At 75.0% G+C, this 14,845-nt stretch carries 15 protein-coding genes; 11 read left to right on the forward strand and 4 right to left on the reverse strand.

Going from position 1 to position 14,845, the window contains the following annotated elements; genetic code table 11:
* Positions 1–821: 821 nt before the first annotated feature.
* Positions 822–1,805, reverse strand: a complete 984-nt coding sequence (locus AFB00_RS12930; RefSeq protein WP_068797439.1) for a hypothetical protein — start codon at positions 1,803–1,805, stop codon at positions 822–824.
* 360 nt (positions 1,806–2,165) lie between these two features.
* Between AFB00_RS12930 and ftsH the strand changes: the two genes are divergently transcribed.
* The 11 genes from ftsH (at position 2,166) to AFB00_RS12985 (ending at position 12,922) form a co-directional block, all read left to right on the forward strand.
* A complete protein-coding gene (ftsH, locus tag AFB00_RS12935; protein ID WP_068797440.1) occupies positions 2,166–4,658 on the forward strand; it encodes an ATP-dependent zinc metalloprotease FtsH in 2,493 nt (830 codons plus the stop codon).
* 35 nt (positions 4,659–4,693) lie between these two features.
* Positions 4,694–5,308 carry a GTP cyclohydrolase I FolE gene (gene folE / locus AFB00_RS12940; protein WP_068800265.1) on the forward strand — a complete coding sequence of 205 codons (615 nt, stop codon included), beginning with the start codon at positions 4,694–4,696 and terminating at the stop codon, positions 5,306–5,308.
* Positions 5,309–5,358: 50 nt separating this feature from the next.
* Positions 5,359–6,189 carry a dihydropteroate synthase gene (gene folP / locus AFB00_RS12945; protein WP_068800266.1) on the forward strand — a complete coding sequence of 277 codons (831 nt, stop codon included), beginning with the start codon at positions 5,359–5,361 and terminating at the stop codon, positions 6,187–6,189.
* Positions 6,186–6,554: a dihydroneopterin aldolase gene (gene folB / locus AFB00_RS12950; RefSeq protein WP_068797441.1), complete on the forward strand. Its 369-nt coding sequence runs from the start codon at positions 6,186–6,188 to the stop codon at positions 6,552–6,554. Before folP ends, folB begins: the two co-directional genes overlap by 4 nt.
* A complete protein-coding gene (gene folK / locus AFB00_RS12955) occupies positions 6,551–7,063 on the forward strand; it encodes a 2-amino-4-hydroxy-6-hydroxymethyldihydropteridine diphosphokinase (protein WP_068797442.1) in 513 nt (170 codons plus the stop codon). Before folB ends, folK begins: the two co-directional genes overlap by 4 nt.
* Positions 7,060–7,581, forward strand: a complete 522-nt coding sequence (locus AFB00_RS12960; protein ID WP_068797443.1) for a DUF3180 domain-containing protein — start codon at positions 7,060–7,062, stop codon at positions 7,579–7,581. The genes folK and AFB00_RS12960 overlap by 4 nt, the downstream gene beginning before the upstream one ends.
* An 81-nt stretch (positions 7,582–7,662) precedes the next feature.
* On the forward strand, positions 7,663–9,720 hold the full coding sequence (locus AFB00_RS31805; protein ID WP_068797444.1) for a PrsW family intramembrane metalloprotease: 2,058 nt from the start codon (positions 7,663–7,665) through the stop codon (positions 9,718–9,720).
* Between the two features lie 175 nt (positions 9,721–9,895).
* Positions 9,896–10,807, forward strand: coding sequence for a Rossmann-like and DUF2520 domain-containing protein (locus AFB00_RS12970; RefSeq protein WP_231974437.1), 912 nt, complete (start codon positions 9,896–9,898; stop codon positions 10,805–10,807).
* Entirely contained in the window at positions 10,804–11,676 is an 873-nt protein-coding gene (gene panC / locus AFB00_RS12975; protein ID WP_068797445.1) for a pantoate--beta-alanine ligase, read from the forward strand. Before AFB00_RS12970 ends, panC begins: the two co-directional genes overlap by 4 nt.
* A 26-nt stretch (positions 11,677–11,702) precedes the next feature.
* Positions 11,703–12,113, forward strand: a complete 411-nt coding sequence (panD, locus tag AFB00_RS12980; RefSeq protein ID WP_068797446.1) for an aspartate 1-decarboxylase — start codon at positions 11,703–11,705, stop codon at positions 12,111–12,113.
* Positions 12,113–12,922: a type III pantothenate kinase gene (locus AFB00_RS12985; protein WP_068797447.1), complete on the forward strand. Its 810-nt coding sequence runs from the start codon at positions 12,113–12,115 to the stop codon at positions 12,920–12,922. Before panD ends, AFB00_RS12985 begins: the two co-directional genes overlap by 1 nt.
* 140 nt (positions 12,923–13,062) lie before the next feature.
* Here the strand turns inward: AFB00_RS12985 and AFB00_RS36185 are convergent, their stop codons facing one another.
* From AFB00_RS36185 to AFB00_RS13000, 3 genes are read right to left on the reverse strand one after another with little or no spacing between them, the layout of a single operon-like run.
* Complete coding sequence (locus AFB00_RS36185) at positions 13,063–13,584, reverse strand: IS5 family transposase (protein WP_442965863.1); 522 nt, start codon at positions 13,582–13,584, stop codon at positions 13,063–13,065.
* Positions 13,508–13,960 (reverse strand): IS5 family transposase, encoded by a 453-nt coding sequence (locus tag AFB00_RS36190; RefSeq protein ID WP_060710991.1) that lies wholly within the window; start codon positions 13,958–13,960, stop codon positions 13,508–13,510. Before AFB00_RS36190 ends, AFB00_RS36185 begins: the two co-directional genes overlap by 77 nt.
* A gap of 46 nt (positions 13,961–14,006) precedes the next feature.
* A complete protein-coding gene (locus AFB00_RS13000) occupies positions 14,007–14,645 on the reverse strand; it encodes a class I SAM-dependent methyltransferase (RefSeq protein ID WP_068797448.1) in 639 nt (212 codons plus the stop codon).
* Between the last annotated feature and the right edge of the window lie 200 nt (positions 14,646–14,845).

The following is a 14,845-nucleotide window of genomic DNA, read 5'->3' on the forward strand; positions in this document are numbered from 1 at the left end:
GGCCCGCGACCGCCACCCCCGCATGACATCGAGCCCACCCCGCACGACCAGGGGATCTGTCACATCCGTTCGCACGGGATCTCCGTCGACGCATGGGGCCCGGCTTCGTGCGCGGCCGGAACAGCGGTGCGGGATCAGGGGACCGGTGCGGAGGGACTCGTGTGAGATCACGGGTGTGGTGGCTGCGGTCCCGTGCGGGATCGCGGTATTGGTGCGGTCGGGCGGTCGGGCGGTGCGCCGCGCAGTACGTTTCCCGCATCCGTCGTCCGGGAGTGTTCGCACCGCGTCCGGGCCTGGTGCGGTACCCGTGGGGCCGGTGCGTCCTCGGGCGAGCGGTCCTCGGAATCGCGTTCCGCGGTGCTGCCGTGTCCGGCGTCCCTCCCCGGGGCTCGGCCCGTACGCATCCGAGGCTCGGCCGCGCGGTGCCGGTGCGCTCCGACCCTTCGGAACCGGGCCCGGCATCCACCGCGGTCCACACCGCGCCGCGCGAACCTCCTTCACCGCGACGCTCACGGATCCGGTCCCCGCTCACGCGATCCCGCGAGCGTTCAGGCAAGGGATGAGCGCCGGGCACTGGGCGGGGTGTGGCGAGGCGCGGCGGCGAGGCGCGGTGGGGAGGCCCAGCGGCGAGGTGCGGCAACGGGATGCGGCGGCGAGGTGCGGCGACCAGGCATGGCGACCAGACACGGCGGCAGATGCGCGGCGGCGGGTACGGCGGCGGGGTACGGCGGACGCCGGGTCGGCCCGGCGAGCCGGGCCACCGGCCGGGCGCCGGACCCTCCGATCCACCGGGCGGTGCAGTGGACAGGGGCGCCGGGAGCTCAGCCCGCGGCGAGTGCCGGGCCCGCGGGCGTCGCCAGGGTGCGCGGGTCCACCCCGGGCGGGGTCGCGGTGAAGGCGGGGCCCTGGGCCGGGGTGAGGCCGGGGGGCCCGTCGGTGCGGGCGGCGTACTCCAGCGCCCGGCCCAGGTCGGTGTACTCGGTGCTCGGCCGGTCGTCGGTCGAGGACAGGCTGGACAGGACGCCGACCGCGCGTCCGTCGGCGTCGAGCAGGGGGCTGCCGGACTCCCCGGCGACGCCCGGCTCCATCGTGTAGACGGCGTGTCCCCAGCCCCCGCCGACCTCGCCCGCGACCGCACCGGCGCGCGGCCCGACGGCCCGGACCCCGCCCGGGCCCGGCGGGTTGGCCAGGCCGAACACCGTGGACCCGGCCGGCAGCGGGTCGGTCCGGATCCCGGACGGCCCGCCGAAGAAGGGCACGGCCGCCCCGACGGCGGCCGCCTCCGCCCGCGGGATCTCGACGAGTGCGAGGTCGTTGTAGGCGCAGGTGTCGGGATCGGTCTCGTCGCGCGCCTGCATGGTGTTCCAGGAGCTCCAGGCCAGCGTCCCGGTGACGGTGCGGCCGGTGCCGCGCACGGTGACCGGGGTGTTCAGTGGAACGGCCGCCGAGGTGCAGCCGTCGGTCTCGGTCTCGCCGCCGGTCCCGCCGCAGTGTGCGGCCTGGGCCAGGAACGTGCGGTCGCCCGCGGTGAGGACGAAGCCGGCGGTGCACAGCCCGGCCCCCGCCGTCTCCGTGACGACGCCCGGCCCGAAGGCCGCCGGGCCGGTGGCGACCACCGACGGGGCCGGGGCCGCGGGTGCGGCACCGGGCAGCGCCCGCGCCGTGGCGGCGACGGCCGGTGCCTCCGCCGCCGGTTCCCGGGGGACGGCCGGGGCCGCGAGTGCCGTCAGTGCCGCCGAGCCCGCGAGGCCGACCGCCAGCGCGGACACCGCCCGCCGAGCCCCGATCCCCGCGCGCAACGCCATCCGATCCGCCCCTCCCGACCCGCAGACCCGCACGGGCCGGACCGGGAGCGCGGGCGCCGAGGTGTGCGCTCCGTGCTCGCCTCGTCTCCGGGCGTGCTCCACAGTTGTCCCACATCCGCTCGCCGATGCCACGACCGGGTGTGCGCCGGGACACCCTGACGGGGGAACCAGCCGGGTACGCCGGACGTTCACCCGACGGACGATCGCGCGCGACCGTCCGATCCCGGTCCGCCCGGCGCAGTCCCTGCTTCGTGGGGCTATCCTGGCGGGTCAGGGCCGACCGGCGGGGCGGTGCTCCGTTCGCCGCCGCTGCCGCGAACCACTCTCGGGAAGGTGAAGGCCACCCCAGGCCGACGTTGCATGGACCGCAAGCGCCTGCTCCGCAACCCGCTGATCTGGATTCTCGTCGCGCTCCTGGTCTATCTCGGGTTCAGTTTCATGTTCGACGACACCCGGGGCTACACCGAGAAGCCGACGTCGTTCGCGCTCGCCCAGATCCAGTCGGGGAACGTCAAGGAAGCCCTGATGGAGGACCGGGAGCAGCAGCTGCGGCTGACGCTCAACACCCCGGTCGACGGCGAGACCCAGATCATCTCGCAGTACCCGGCGCAGCTCGCCGGCCCGATCTTCGACGAGATCCGCGGGGTCCGCGGCATCGGCGAGTACGACACGAGCGCCCCGCCGGACTCGTTCCTCTCCTCGCTGCTGATCATGCTGGTGCCGCTGGCACTGGTGCTGATCGTCCTGTTCTGGTTCCTGAACAACTCCCAGGGCGGCGGGAACCGGGTGATGAGCTTCGGCAAGTCCAAGGCCAAGCAGCTCAACAAGGACATGCCGAAGAACACGTTCTCCGACGTGGCGGGCGCCGACGAGGCGGTCGAGGAGCTCTACGAGATCAAGGACTTCCTGCAGAACCCGGCGCGCTACCAGGCGCTGGGCGCGAAGATCCCGAAGGGCGTCCTGCTCTACGGCCCGCCCGGTACCGGTAAGACGCTGCTGGCCCGTGCGGTCGCCGGCGAGGCCGGGGTGCCGTTCTACACGATCTCCGGTTCCGACTTCGTCGAGATGTTCGTCGGTGTCGGCGCCTCCCGGGTGCGGGACCTGTTCGAGCAGGCCAAGCAGAACGCGCCCTGCATCATCTTCGTCGACGAGATCGACGCGGTCGGCCGCCAGCGCGGGGCCGGCCTCGGCGGCGGGCACGACGAGCGCGAGCAGACCCTGAACCAGCTGCTGGTCGAGATGGACGGGTTCGACGCCCGCGGCGGGATCATCCTGATCGCGGCCACGAACCGGCCGGACATCCTGGACCCGGCGCTGCTGCGGCCCGGCCGTTTCGACCGCCAGATCCCGGTCGCCGCACCGGACCTGGCCGGCCGCCGGGCGATCCTGCAGGTGCACTCCAAGGGCAAGCCGTTCGGCGACGACGTGGACTTCGAGAGCCTCGCCAAGCGGACCGTCGGGATGTCCGGCGCCGACCTGGCGAACGTGATCAACGAGGCGGCGCTGCTCACCGCCCGGGAGAACGCCACGCAGATCACCGGCCCGGCGCTGGAGGAGTCCGTCGACCGGGTGGTCGGCGGGCCACGGCGCAAGTCGAAGATCGTCTCCGAGCGCGAGAAGAAGATCACCGCCTACCACGAGGGCGGGCACGCGCTGGCGGCCTGGGCGATGCCGGACCTGGAGCCGGTCTACAAGCTCACCATCCTGCCGCGCGGGCGCACCGGCGGGCACGCGCTCGTCGTGCCGGAGGACGACAAGGGCCTCATGACCCGCGCCGAGATGATCGGCCGGCTGGTGTTCGCGATGGGCGGGCGCTCGGCCGAGGAACTGGTGTTCCACGAGCCGACCACCGGCGCGTCCTCCGACATCGACCAGGCGACCAAGATCGCTAGGGCGATGGTGACCGAGTACGGCATGAGCGCCAAGCTCGGCGCCGTCCGGTACGGCCGCGAGCAGGGCGACCCGTTCCTCGGGCGCTCGATGGGCAGCCAGGCCGACTACTCGCTGGAGATCGCCCACGAGATCGACGAGGAGGTGCGCAAGCTGATCGAGGCGGCGCACACCGAGGCGTGGGAGATCCTCAACACCTACCGCGACGTCCTCGACGACCTGGTCCTGGAGCTCCTGGAGAAGGAGACGCTGACCCGCAAGGACCTGGAACGGATCTTCGGATCGGTGGAGAAGCGCCCGCGGATCACCGCGTTCAACGACTTCGGTGAGCGCACCCCGTCGGAGAAGCCGCCGATCAAGACCCCGCGCGAGCTCGCCCACGAGCGTGGCGAGCCGTGGCCGGCCGACGAGGAGCGGACGCCGGCCCAGGTCGGTTCCGGCTTGGCGAACGGCCACGGTGGCGCACCCGGCCTGCCCGGTGCCTCGCCGTTCCCGCCCGGCGGGTCCGCACCGGCCCGTCCGGACGCCCCGAACGACGGCGGCTACGGCGCCACCCCGGTCGCGCCCGGCAACGGCAACGGTCCCGCTCCGGGCGGCAACGGGAACGGGTCCCACCCCGGCCAGGCGAACGGCAACGGGGTCCCCGACGGGCGTCAGCAGGGTTACGCGGGCGGTCAGCAGCCGCCCCCGCCGGCCGTCGCACCGAACTACGGGGCACCGCCGGACTGGCGCCCGGCCACCACGCCGCACGGCCAGACCTGGCCGCCGGCGAACTGGGGCGGGCCACAGAACCAGGGCCAGAATCCGGGGCAGAACCCGGGCCAGAACCAGGGCCCGCCGCAGAACCGGCCGCCGCAGCAGTACCCGGGGCAGGGCCAGAACAACCCGCAGCAGCCGCCCGGGAACCCGGGCGGCCCCGGGACGGAGGACCGCCGGGGCGACGATCCGGAGGCAGGACGCTGAGCACATCGACGACGGACGGCCGGGTCCCCCCGCCCATCGAGTCGACGGCGGTCGCGGCGGGGGTCACCCAGGCGGTCCCCGCCGAGGTCGATCTCGACCGGGCCGAACGTGCGGTCCGTGAGCTGCTGCTCGCCGTCGGGGAGGACCCGGACCGGGAGGGGCTCAAGGAGACGCCCGCCCGGGTCGCCCGCGCCTACGGCGAGATCTTCGCCGGGCTGTTCGTGGACCCGGACTCCGTGCTGGAGAAGACGTTCGACGAGGGGCACGGCGAGCTGGTCCTGGTCAAGGACATCCCGATGTTCTCGACCTGCGAGCACCACCTGGTGCCGTTCCACGGGGTCGCGCACGTCGGCTACATCCCGGCGGTGGACGGGCAGGTCACCGGCCTGTCGAAGATCGCCCGCGTGGTCGACCTGTACGCGAAGCGCCCGCAGGTGCAGGAGCGGCTGACCGCGCAGGTCGCCGACGCGCTGGTCCGCAAGCTGAACCCGCGCGCGGTGATCGTCGTGCTGGAGGCCGAGCACCTGTGCATGGCGATGCGCGGCATCCGGAAGCCGGGCTCGCGGACCACGACGTCGGCGGTCCGCGGGCTGTTCAAGAGCTCCGCCTCCTCGCGCGCGGAGGCGCTCTCACTGATCAGGGGGTCCTGACCGTGGTCGCGCCGGACGGCGGCCTGCCCGAGCTGGGCCGGGCCGCGGTGATGGGCATCCTCAACGTCACCCCCGACTCGTTCTCCGACGGCGGGCGCTATCTCGACCGGTCGCACGCCATCGCGCACGGGGTCGCGATGCGCGACGCCGGTGCCGATCTCGTCGACGTCGGTGGCGAGTCGACCCGGCCCGGTGCCGAGCGGGTCGACGCCGCGACCGAACGGGACCGGGTCGTGCCGGTCGTGCGGGAGCTGACCGCGGCCGGGGTGCGGGTCAGCGTCGACACCACCCGCTCCGAGGTGGCCCGGGCCGCCGTCGAGGCGGGTGCGGTGCTGGTGAACGACGTGTCCGGCGGCCTCGCCGATGCGCGGATGGCCGCGGTCGTCGCCGAGACCCGGGTCCCCTGGGTGCTCATGCACTGGCGCGGGCACAGCGCGACGATGCAGCAGCTCGCCGGGTACGAGGACGTCATCGGTGAGGTCCGCGCCGAGCTGGTCGCCCGGGTGGACCACGCGGTGCTGGCCGGGGTCGACCCGGACCGGATCCTGCTGGACCCGGGGCTCGGCTTCGCGAAGACCGCCGCCCACAACTGGGCCCTGCTGCGCCGGCTGGACGTGCTGGTGGCGCTGGGGTTCCCGGTTCTCGTCGGCGCGTCGAGAAAGCGGTTCCTGGGCGATCTGCTCGCCGACTCCGACGGCACGCCGCGTCCGCCGGCCGGCCGGGACGTGGCGACCGCCGCGGTCAGCGCGCTCGCGGCGAACGCCGGTGCCTGGGGTATCCGGGTACACGACGTCGACTCGACGATGGACGCCGTCGCGGTCGCGGCGGCCTGCCGGCTCGGTGCCTCGCGGGCCAGGACCTCGCCGGAGGGCGACCGGTGACCGCCGACCGGATCGAGCTGCGCGGGCTGCGGGTCCGGGGCCACCACGGCGTCTTCGACCACGAGAAGCGCGACGGGCAGGAGTTCGTCGTCGATCTCGTCGTGCACGCCGACCTGTCCGCCGCAGCGGCGTCCGACGACCTCGCCGACACCCTGCACTACGGCGAGCTCGCCGAGCTGGCCGCCGGGATCGTGGCCGGCCCGGCGCGCGACCTGATCGAGTCGGTCGCCGGCGCGGTGGCCGACGCGGTGCTGGCCTCGGACAAGCGGATCCGCGAGGTCGAGGTGACCCTGCACAAACCCTCGGCGCCGATCCCGCTGACGTTCGACGACGTCGCCGTCGTCCTGCGCCGGGGGCGGTCGTGACCCGCGCGGTGCTCTCGCTGGGATCGAACCTGGGTGACCGGCTCGGGCACCTGCGCTCCGTCGTCGCCGGCCTGGGGCCTGCCGTCGTGGCCGTCTCCCCGGTGTTCGAGACGGCGCCGTGGGGCGTGACCGACCAGCCGGACTTCCTCAACGCCGTGCTGGTCGCCGAGGACCCGGCGCTGGACGCGTGGGGCTGGCTGCGCCGGGGCCAGGCGCTGGAGGACTCCTCGGGCCGGGTGCGCGAGCAGCGCTGGGGTCCGCGGACGCTGGACGTCGACGTCGTCCAGGTCGTCGACGGGGCCGTCCCGGTGCTCTCCGCGGACCCTGATCTGCTGTTGCCGCACCCGGGCACCCCGGAGCGCAGCACGGTGCTGCTGCCCTGGCTGCTCGCCGAGCCCGGGGCGGTCCTGCACGGGCACGGCCTGGTCCGCGCGCTGCTGGACCGGCTCGGCCCGGACGCGCTCGACGGCGTCGTCCGGCGGGACGACCTGGTCCTGGTGCCGGGGTGAGCGCCCCCGATCCGGCGGGGCGGCGCCCGGGGCCCGACCCGGACCCCCGGCCGACCGTGCCCCCGACCCGCTACCGCGATCTCGCCGGGATCTTCGTGGTCACGGCACTGCTGGGCAACATTCTCGTCCAGCTGACGTATTCGATGTTGCCGGTGCTGCCGAACGCGGCCGGTGCGACGGTGGGGGTGCTCGCGGTCGCCGAGTTCGGCGGCGGGTTCGTGCTGCGCCGGAGGATCGAACGCCGCAACGGGGCGTTGCCGGTGCCGCCGCTGGTGGCCGCCCGTGCGGTGCTGCTGGCGAAGGCGTCGTCGGTGGGCGGGGCGATCGTCGCCGGGCTGTGGGCGGGACTGCTGCTGCACACCGTGCCGCAGGCGGGCCAGGTGGTCGCCGCGTACGCCGACAGCCTCGCGGCCGGGCTCGGCCTCCTCTGCGCGTTCCTGCTCGTCGGGGCGGCGTTGTGGCTGGAGCACTGCTGCCGGGCTCCCGACGACCCCGACGACGGCGTCCACCCCGGCTGAGGGCCCGGACGGGTGTGGTGCGCGCCTCGCCCGGCGCGCACGAGCGGTGGTCGGCCGCGGGATTCTCTACGCTCCCGGGCCATGGTCTCCCCCACGGTGTCCGGCCGGATCCCGCTCGGCCCGGCCCCGTCCGCGAAGCGTCGCGGTGTCCTGCTGCCGGTCGTCGGGCTGGTGGTGCTGGCGCTGCTGACGGTGATGACGATCGGCGTGCTGCAGCGCGCGATCGGCACCGGCGGCGTCGTGATCGGGACCCTGGTCGCGCTGCTGCCCGTCGTGCCGGTGGTCGCGGCGTTCCTGTGGGTGGACCGCTGGGAGCCGGAACCGCCCCGGATGCTGATGGGCGCGTTCCTCTGGGGCGCCGGGTTCGCCGCGCTGGTGTCGCTGCTGATCAACACCAGCGCGTCGGCGGTGCTGGACGCGGCCGCCGGGCGGGGCGCCGGGGACCTGTTCGGGCCGATCGTGGTGGCCCCGATCGTCGAGGAGTTCGCCAAGGGGCTGTTCATCGTCGGGCTGCTGGTCTTCCGGCGGCGCGAGTTCGACGGCATCGTCGACGGGATCGTCTACGCCGGCATCATCGCGGCGGGTTTCGCGTTCAGCGAGAACATCCTGTACCTGGGACGCGCGGTCTCCGATCCGGAGACCGCGGGCGTGCTGTCGACGCTGTTCGTGCGCGGGATCGCCTCGCCGTTCGCGCACCCGCTGTTCACCTGCATGATCGGCATCGCGGCCGGGCTGTCGGTCGCCAGCCGCAGCATCGGCGCCCGGGTGCTGGCGCTGCTCGGCGGCTACCTCGCGGCGGTGGTGCTGCACGCGCTGTGGAACGGGGCGTCGGTGCTGGCGGCCTCGCCCGGGGTGTTCTACGAGATCTACGCGTTCGTCATGGTGCCGCTGTTCGCCGGGATGTTCACGCTGGTCGTGTACGCCCGGCGGCGCGAGGCGCGGATCGTCGCCGCGCAGCTGCCCGGGTTCGCCGCGGCCGGGTGGATCGCGCCGAGCGAGGTGCCGCTGCTCGCCCGGCTGTCCCGGCGCCGGGGCTGGCAGGCGCTGGTCCGCAGGCGGTCCGGGAAGGCGGCGGCGAAGGCGGTCGCCGAGTACCAGGCCGCGGTCACCGAGCTGGCGTTCATGCGCAACCGGATCGCCCGGGGCGCGGTCCAGGACAGCGCGTCGGAGCTGCACGACGAGAAGCTGGCCGCCGTCCTGCGGACCCGGGCGATCGCCGTCGGGGTGCCGGAGGCGCTGGTCGCCGCGTGGGCCCGGCAGCGCCCGTCGGGCTGGCAGCCGCCGCCCCCGGCCGCACCGGACGGCAGCTTCTCCGGCGCGTTCAAGATCCCCGACCTCGGCGCGGAGGCGTCCCCGGGGACGGGCGGTCCGGCGCCGGGCCGTCCCGCCGGTTCCGTTGGTCCTGGTCCTGGTCCTGGTCGCGGGCCCGGGAGCCCGTCGGGTGCGCCGCACGGGCCCGGGGCGGGCCGGGGCTCCGATCCGGGTGCTCGCGGGCCGGACGCCGGATTCCCGCCGGGCGGTCCCGGTCCCGGTCCGTCGGGCTCCGGGGGCGCCATCCCGCCGGGCGGTGCCGGGACGCCCACGCCCACGCCGCTGCGCGGAGCCGGACCCGCCCAGTCGCACTCCGGTCCCGGCCACGCGCAGCCGCAGGGCGGTGCCGGAGCGGGGCGACCGGGCAGCGCCGGTGCGGGGCAGCCGGGCGGCGCCGGTGCGGGGCAACCTGGCGGCGCAGGTGCACCCGGCGGTGCCGCAACCGGGCTGCCGGCGGACGGGCGGCCCGTGCAGCCTGCCGGCGGCGACCGGGCCGGGGGACCGGTGCCGCGCGCCGACCAGGGACGACCGGGTCCGCCCGGCCGCGACGCCGCCGGGCGACCGGTGCCCCCGGATCCGTACGGGCCGACCCGGCCGGTCCGGCGTCCCGCCGAACCGCCCGCCGCGCCCGGCAGCCCGGCCGACCCCACCGGCGCGTCCGGCACCCCCGCCCCCGCGTCGGGCGACCCCGGCCCTGCGTCCGGCGACCCCGGCGCCGATCCGTCCGGCCACGGGCGGCACCACGACGATCCCGCGAACCCGGGCCTCACCCGGCCGATGCGCCGTCCGGACGAGCCGGAGCCCGACCGGTCCCGCCCGGCCGACTGAACCGTCCCGGGAGCGCGTCCCCGGGGCGGGTGAGGCCGGTCATACCGGGCTCGCGGCGGACCGGCGCGCGTCTACCCTCGCGTCCGGCACACCGCCGCCGATGGCGGTGCGCGACCGCGGATTGCCCGACCGGTACCAGCACGGACCGGAGCGGGAGGAAACGGAACTGACTGTGATCGATGCCGGCCGTCCTGCGCGGCTCGCCGTCGGCGTGGTCTCCGCCGGACGTGTCGGTTCGGTACTCGGAGCCGCGCTGGCCAGGGCGGGCCACCACGTCGTCGCCGCCTCGGGGGTCTCGAAGGCCTCCGTCCGGCGGGCGGCGGAGCTGCTGCCCGACACCCCGCTGCTGCCTCCGGACGAGGTCTGCACCCGGGCCGACCTGGTCCTGCTCGCCGTGCCCGACGACGTCCTGCCGGGCCTCGTACGCGGGCTCGCGGCGGCGGGCTGCTTCCGGCCCGGGCAGATCGTCGTGCACACCGCGGGATCGCTGGGGACCGCGGTGCTGGATCCGGCCACCGAGCAGGGTGTCCTGCCGCTGGCCCTGCACCCGGCGATGACGTTCACCGGCCGGCCCGAGGACGTCGAGCGCCTCGCGTCCTGCTGCGTCGGCGTCACCGCGCCCGGCGCGCCCGAGGACGGCGACCCCCGCGACACCGTCGGCTGGAGCGTCGCCGAGGCACTGGTCCTGGAGATGTCGGCCGAGCCGGTGCGTATCGCCGAGTCGGTGCGGCCGCTCTACCACGCGGCGCTCGCACACGGCGCCAACCACCTGATGACGCTGGTCGGGGACTGCGTCGAGCTGCTGGAGTCCGCCGGGATCCGGCCGGCCGACCGGCTCGTCGCCCCGCTGCTGTCCGCGGCGCTGGACAACGCGCTGCGCCACGGTGACCGCGCGCTGACCGGACCGGTCGCCCGGGGCGACGCCGGGACCGTCCGGACCCACCTGGACCGGATCGGCGACGCCGCGCCGGACCTCGCCGTCGCCTACCGCGCGCTGGCCGCGCGCACCGCCCGCCGGGCCGCGGCGGCCGGACTGCTGGCGCCGGCCGACCTGGCCGCCGTGGAGAAGACCCTGGAGGACCAGTGAGCACCACCCGGAACGGCTACGCGCCCGGCCGGCTGACCGTCCACTCCGACCCGGCCAAGCTGGGCCCGGTCACCCGGGCGCTGCGCGGGGCGGGACGGAAGGTCGTGCTGATCCCGACCATGGGCGCCCTGCACGACGGGCACCGGGAGCTGATCCGGCACGCCCGCCGGGTGCCCGGCTCGGTCGTCCCGGTGGTGTCGATCTTCGTCAACCCGCTGCAGTTCGGGGCGGGGGAGGACCTCGACCGCTACCCGCGCCCGCTGGAGGCCGATCTCGACGTCTGCCGCGAGGAGGGCGTCGAGCTGGTGTTCACCCCGCAGCCCGAGACCATGTACCCGCCGGGCTCCGACACCCGGATCGCGGCCGGAGCGCTCGGTGACGACCTGGAGGGCGCCAGCCGCAAGGGCCACTTCGACGGGGTGCTGACGGTCGTCGCGAAGCTGCTGCACATCGTCGCGCCGGACGTCGTGATGTTCGGCGAGAAGGACTACCAGCAGCTCACCCTGGTCCGCCGGATGGTGCGCGACCTCGACTTCGGCGTGCACGTGGTCGGCGTGCCCACGGTCCGCGAGGACGACGGCACCGCCCGCTCCTCGCGCAACGTCTTCCTCGACGCCGACCGGCGTCCGGCGGCCGCCGTGCTGTCCAGGGCGTTGCGCGCCGGTGCCGCGGTGTCGGCCCGCGGCCCGGACGCCGTGCTCGCCGCGGCCCGGGCGGAGCTGGAGACCGAGCCCGGCGTCGTCGTCGACTACCTGGAGCTGCGGGGTGCCGACCTGGGCCCCGCACCCGACCACGGCGACGGCCGCCTGCTGGTCGCCGCCCGGGTCGGCAGCACCCGCCTGATCGACAACATCGCGATCGCGCTGTAGGTCCGCAGAACCTCCGAGGAGTGCCCGTGTACCGCACGATGATGAAGTCCAAGATCCACCGCGCCACCGTCACCCAGGCCGACCTGCACTACGTCGGCTCGGTGACGATCGACGCCGACCTGATGGCGGCCGCCGACCTGCTCGAGGGCGAGCAGGTCACGATCGTCGACATCACCAACGGCGCCCGCCTGGAGACCTACGCGATCACCGGCGAGGCCGGGTCCGGGACCATCGGGATCAACGGCGCCGCCGCGCACCTGGTGCACCCCGGCGACCTCGTCATCCTCATCTCCTACGGCTCCTACGACGAGGCCGAGCTGCGCGGGTACCGGCCGCGGGTGGTGTTCGTCGACGCCGACAACGCGATCGCCGACCTCGGGGCCGACCCGGGCCGGGCCCCGGAGGGCTCGGGGCTGCTGACCTCCGCCGCCCGCTAGTGCTGCTCTGCATCGACGTGGGGAACACCCACGTCTCGCTGGGGCTCTATCCGGAGCCGGCACCGGGCACCGACCCGTCGGCGCTGTCCCCGGAGCCCGAGCGGCGCTGGCGGATGCGCACCGACACCCGGGCCACCGCCGACGAACTGGACCTGACGGTCACCGGGATGCTCGGTGCCCGGTTCGCCGAGGTCGACGCCGTCGCGGCGCTGTCCACGGTGCCGGGGCCGTCGCGGGAGCTGCGGTCGCTGCTGGACCGGTGGTCGGACCGGATGCGGGCGCTGGTCGTCGGGCCGGGGGTGCGGACTGGCGTCCCGCTGCTGGTCGACCATCCGCGCGAGGTCGGTGCCGACCGGATCGTGAACTCCCTCGCCGCGCACCACCTGTTCGGGACCACCTGCGTCTGCGTCGACCTGGGCACCTGCACCAACATCGACGTCGTCTCGGCGAAGGGCGAGTTCCTGGGCGGTGCGTTCGCGCCGGGGATCGACATCGCGATGCAGGCGCTGGCCGAGCGGGCGTCGTCGCTGCGGCCGGTCGATCTCGTGGAGCCGCGCTCGGTGATCGGCCGGACGACGGTCGAGGCCGTCCAGTCCGGGGTGCTCTACGGGGCGGCCGGGCAGGTCGACGGCCTGGTGCGGCGGATCATCGCCGAGCTGGGGCCGTCGGCGGGGCCGGTCACCGTCGTCGTCACCGGCGGGCTGGCGGAGCTGGTGGCGGGGCGGGCGGACACCATCACCGCGCACGTCCCGGACCTGACGCTGCACGGGTTGCGCCTGACCCACCTGCGCCACCACCGGCCGCGCTGACCTCAGCCGCGGACGGCCCGCGCGACGATCGTCCGCATCGGCAGGCCGAACGTCCCGGACGCGGTCTCCGGGCGGTGTGCGAGGTAGTCGCGCATCCGGTCCAGCACGGCCTCGCGCCCGGCCGGGTCGGCGGTCAGCGACTAGGGTGTGTCTCCCAATGCGCGGAGCCAGGTGACGATTGCCTTCAGGACGGCGCCGCCGCGGAAGGTCAGGGCGAGCTTGTCGTAACGGGTGGCCAGCCCGCGCCACTGCTTGACGTGGCAGAACCCGCACTCGACGACGTTGCGGTTTCGGTAGTCGACCGGATCGAATGCGGGCGGTCGGCCACCGCGTGAGCCCCGTCGTTTGCGGTGTCCCTGCTGGTCAGAGGGCTCCGGAATGACAGCGATGATCCGGCGCTCGCGCAGGTGCCGGCGGATCGCGCGTGAGGAGTAGGCCTTGTCCGCGCGCACGCGTTCAGGCCGGGTCCGGGGTCGTCCCGGGCCCGGTCGGGCGATGCTCAGGCGCGCCATCAGGTGCGGAAACATTGGCGAGTCGCCGCCCTGGCCGGGGCCGAGGAGGACCACCAGCGGGCGGCCGTGCCCGTCAACGAGCTGGTGGATCTTCGTCGACAGCCCTCCGCGGGACCGTCCCAGCGCGTGATCTGCTGGTTCGGCGAGCAGATTCGTGTAGTTCGATCCGGCCCCCTGTGTCGCGCTTGAGGGTCGCGGCGTGCTGGTGGGCACGGATGATCGTGGAGTCCACGCTGACCGCCCACCCGAGCACCTCGGCGGCGTCGGCCTCGACCAGAAGAGCAGCCAGGATGTGGTCCCAGGTGCCGTCGCCGCTGTAGCGGCGGTGCCGCTTCCACAACGTCTGCCACGGCCCGAACTCGGCTGGGACGTCGCGCCAGGGAAGCCCGCACCGATACCGGTAGATGATCCCCTCGAGCACCCGGCGGTCATCGCGGAACGGGCGCCCGCGACGACCCTCGGAGGAGGGCAACAGCGGCGCCAGACGGGCCCACTGGGCATCAGTCAGGACAGCGGTACGCGGCACCGATCAAGCATCGCGCACCCCGGTCCGCCTATCTGGGAGACACGCCCTAGGAGTGGGTGCGCTGGTTCGCCAGGTAGTCCTCGGTGGTGGTGGGGCGGGTCCAGCGCAGCACCCGGCCGGTGTGCCCGGTGAACCACGGCGCCCCCGGGAGCCCCGGCCCCTCGCCGCCGCCGGCCGGGTTGTCCACCGGGGCCGGGCTGCCGGTGCGCACCTCGTCGAGCCCGGCGATCCAGCCGATCTCGCCGTCGGCGCCGTTCCACAGCCCCGCGAACGTCCCGCCGGGACGCAGCACCCGGACGATCTCCGCCGCCGAGCGCTCCGGGTCGAACCAGTGCACCGCCTGCCCGGCGACGACCGCGTCGACCGACCCGTCGGGCAGCGGGATCCGTTCCGCGGCGCCCGGTACCGCGTCGAGCCCGGGGAACCGCCCGCGCAGGACGGCGAGCATCTCCGGGTCGGGCTCCACTGCGGTCACCGACAGTCCGCGGGCCAGCAACGACGCCGTGAGCTTCCCGGTCCCGGCCCCGAGGTCGAGCACCCGGCTGCCGGCGCCCCCGGCATCCCCCAGCGCGAACCCGACCGCCGCGTCCGGATACCCCGGCCGGAACCGCTCGTACTCCCGCGCCGCCGCCCCGAAGCTGCGCGCCCGGGGATCGGCGGGCCTCCCCTCCCCGTCCGCACTCATGGAGCTTCGGCCCGGTGCAGCGAGGCCGAAGCTCCATGAGTGGAACGGGGGCGGGGGTGCGAACGCGGATGGCGCATGCGACGAGGGTAGGCGTGTGCGTAGGGGTGCGGGCCGGATTCGGGACCCGCTCGGATTCGGCCGGTACCGGCGCCGATAGCCTGACCGGCCGTGAACACTCCCGGCACACCCACCGATTCCGG

Origin of the sequence: Pseudonocardia sp. HH130630-07 (genome assembly GCF_001698125.1) — a bacterium.
Classification (GTDB): domain Bacteria; phylum Actinomycetota; class Actinomycetes; order Mycobacteriales; family Pseudonocardiaceae; genus Pseudonocardia.

Coding starts and splice junctions, on each gene's coding strand:
- AFB00_RS12930 (WP_068797439.1), bottom strand. CDS start 1,805: ATGGCGTTGCGCGCGGGGATCGGGGCTCGGCGGGCGGTGTCCGCGCTG.
- ftsH (WP_068797440.1), top strand. CDS start 2,166: ATGGACCGCAAGCGCCTGCTCCGCAACCCGCTGATCTGGATTCTCGTC.
- folP (WP_068800266.1), top strand. CDS start 5,359: ATGGGCATCCTCAACGTCACCCCCGACTCGTTCTCCGACGGCGGGCGC.
- AFB00_RS31805 (WP_068797444.1), top strand. CDS start 7,663: ATGGTCTCCCCCACGGTGTCCGGCCGGATCCCGCTCGGCCCGGCCCCG.
- AFB00_RS13000 (WP_068797448.1), bottom strand. CDS start 14,645: ATGAGTGCGGACGGGGAGGGGAGGCCCGCCGATCCCCGGGCGCGCAGC.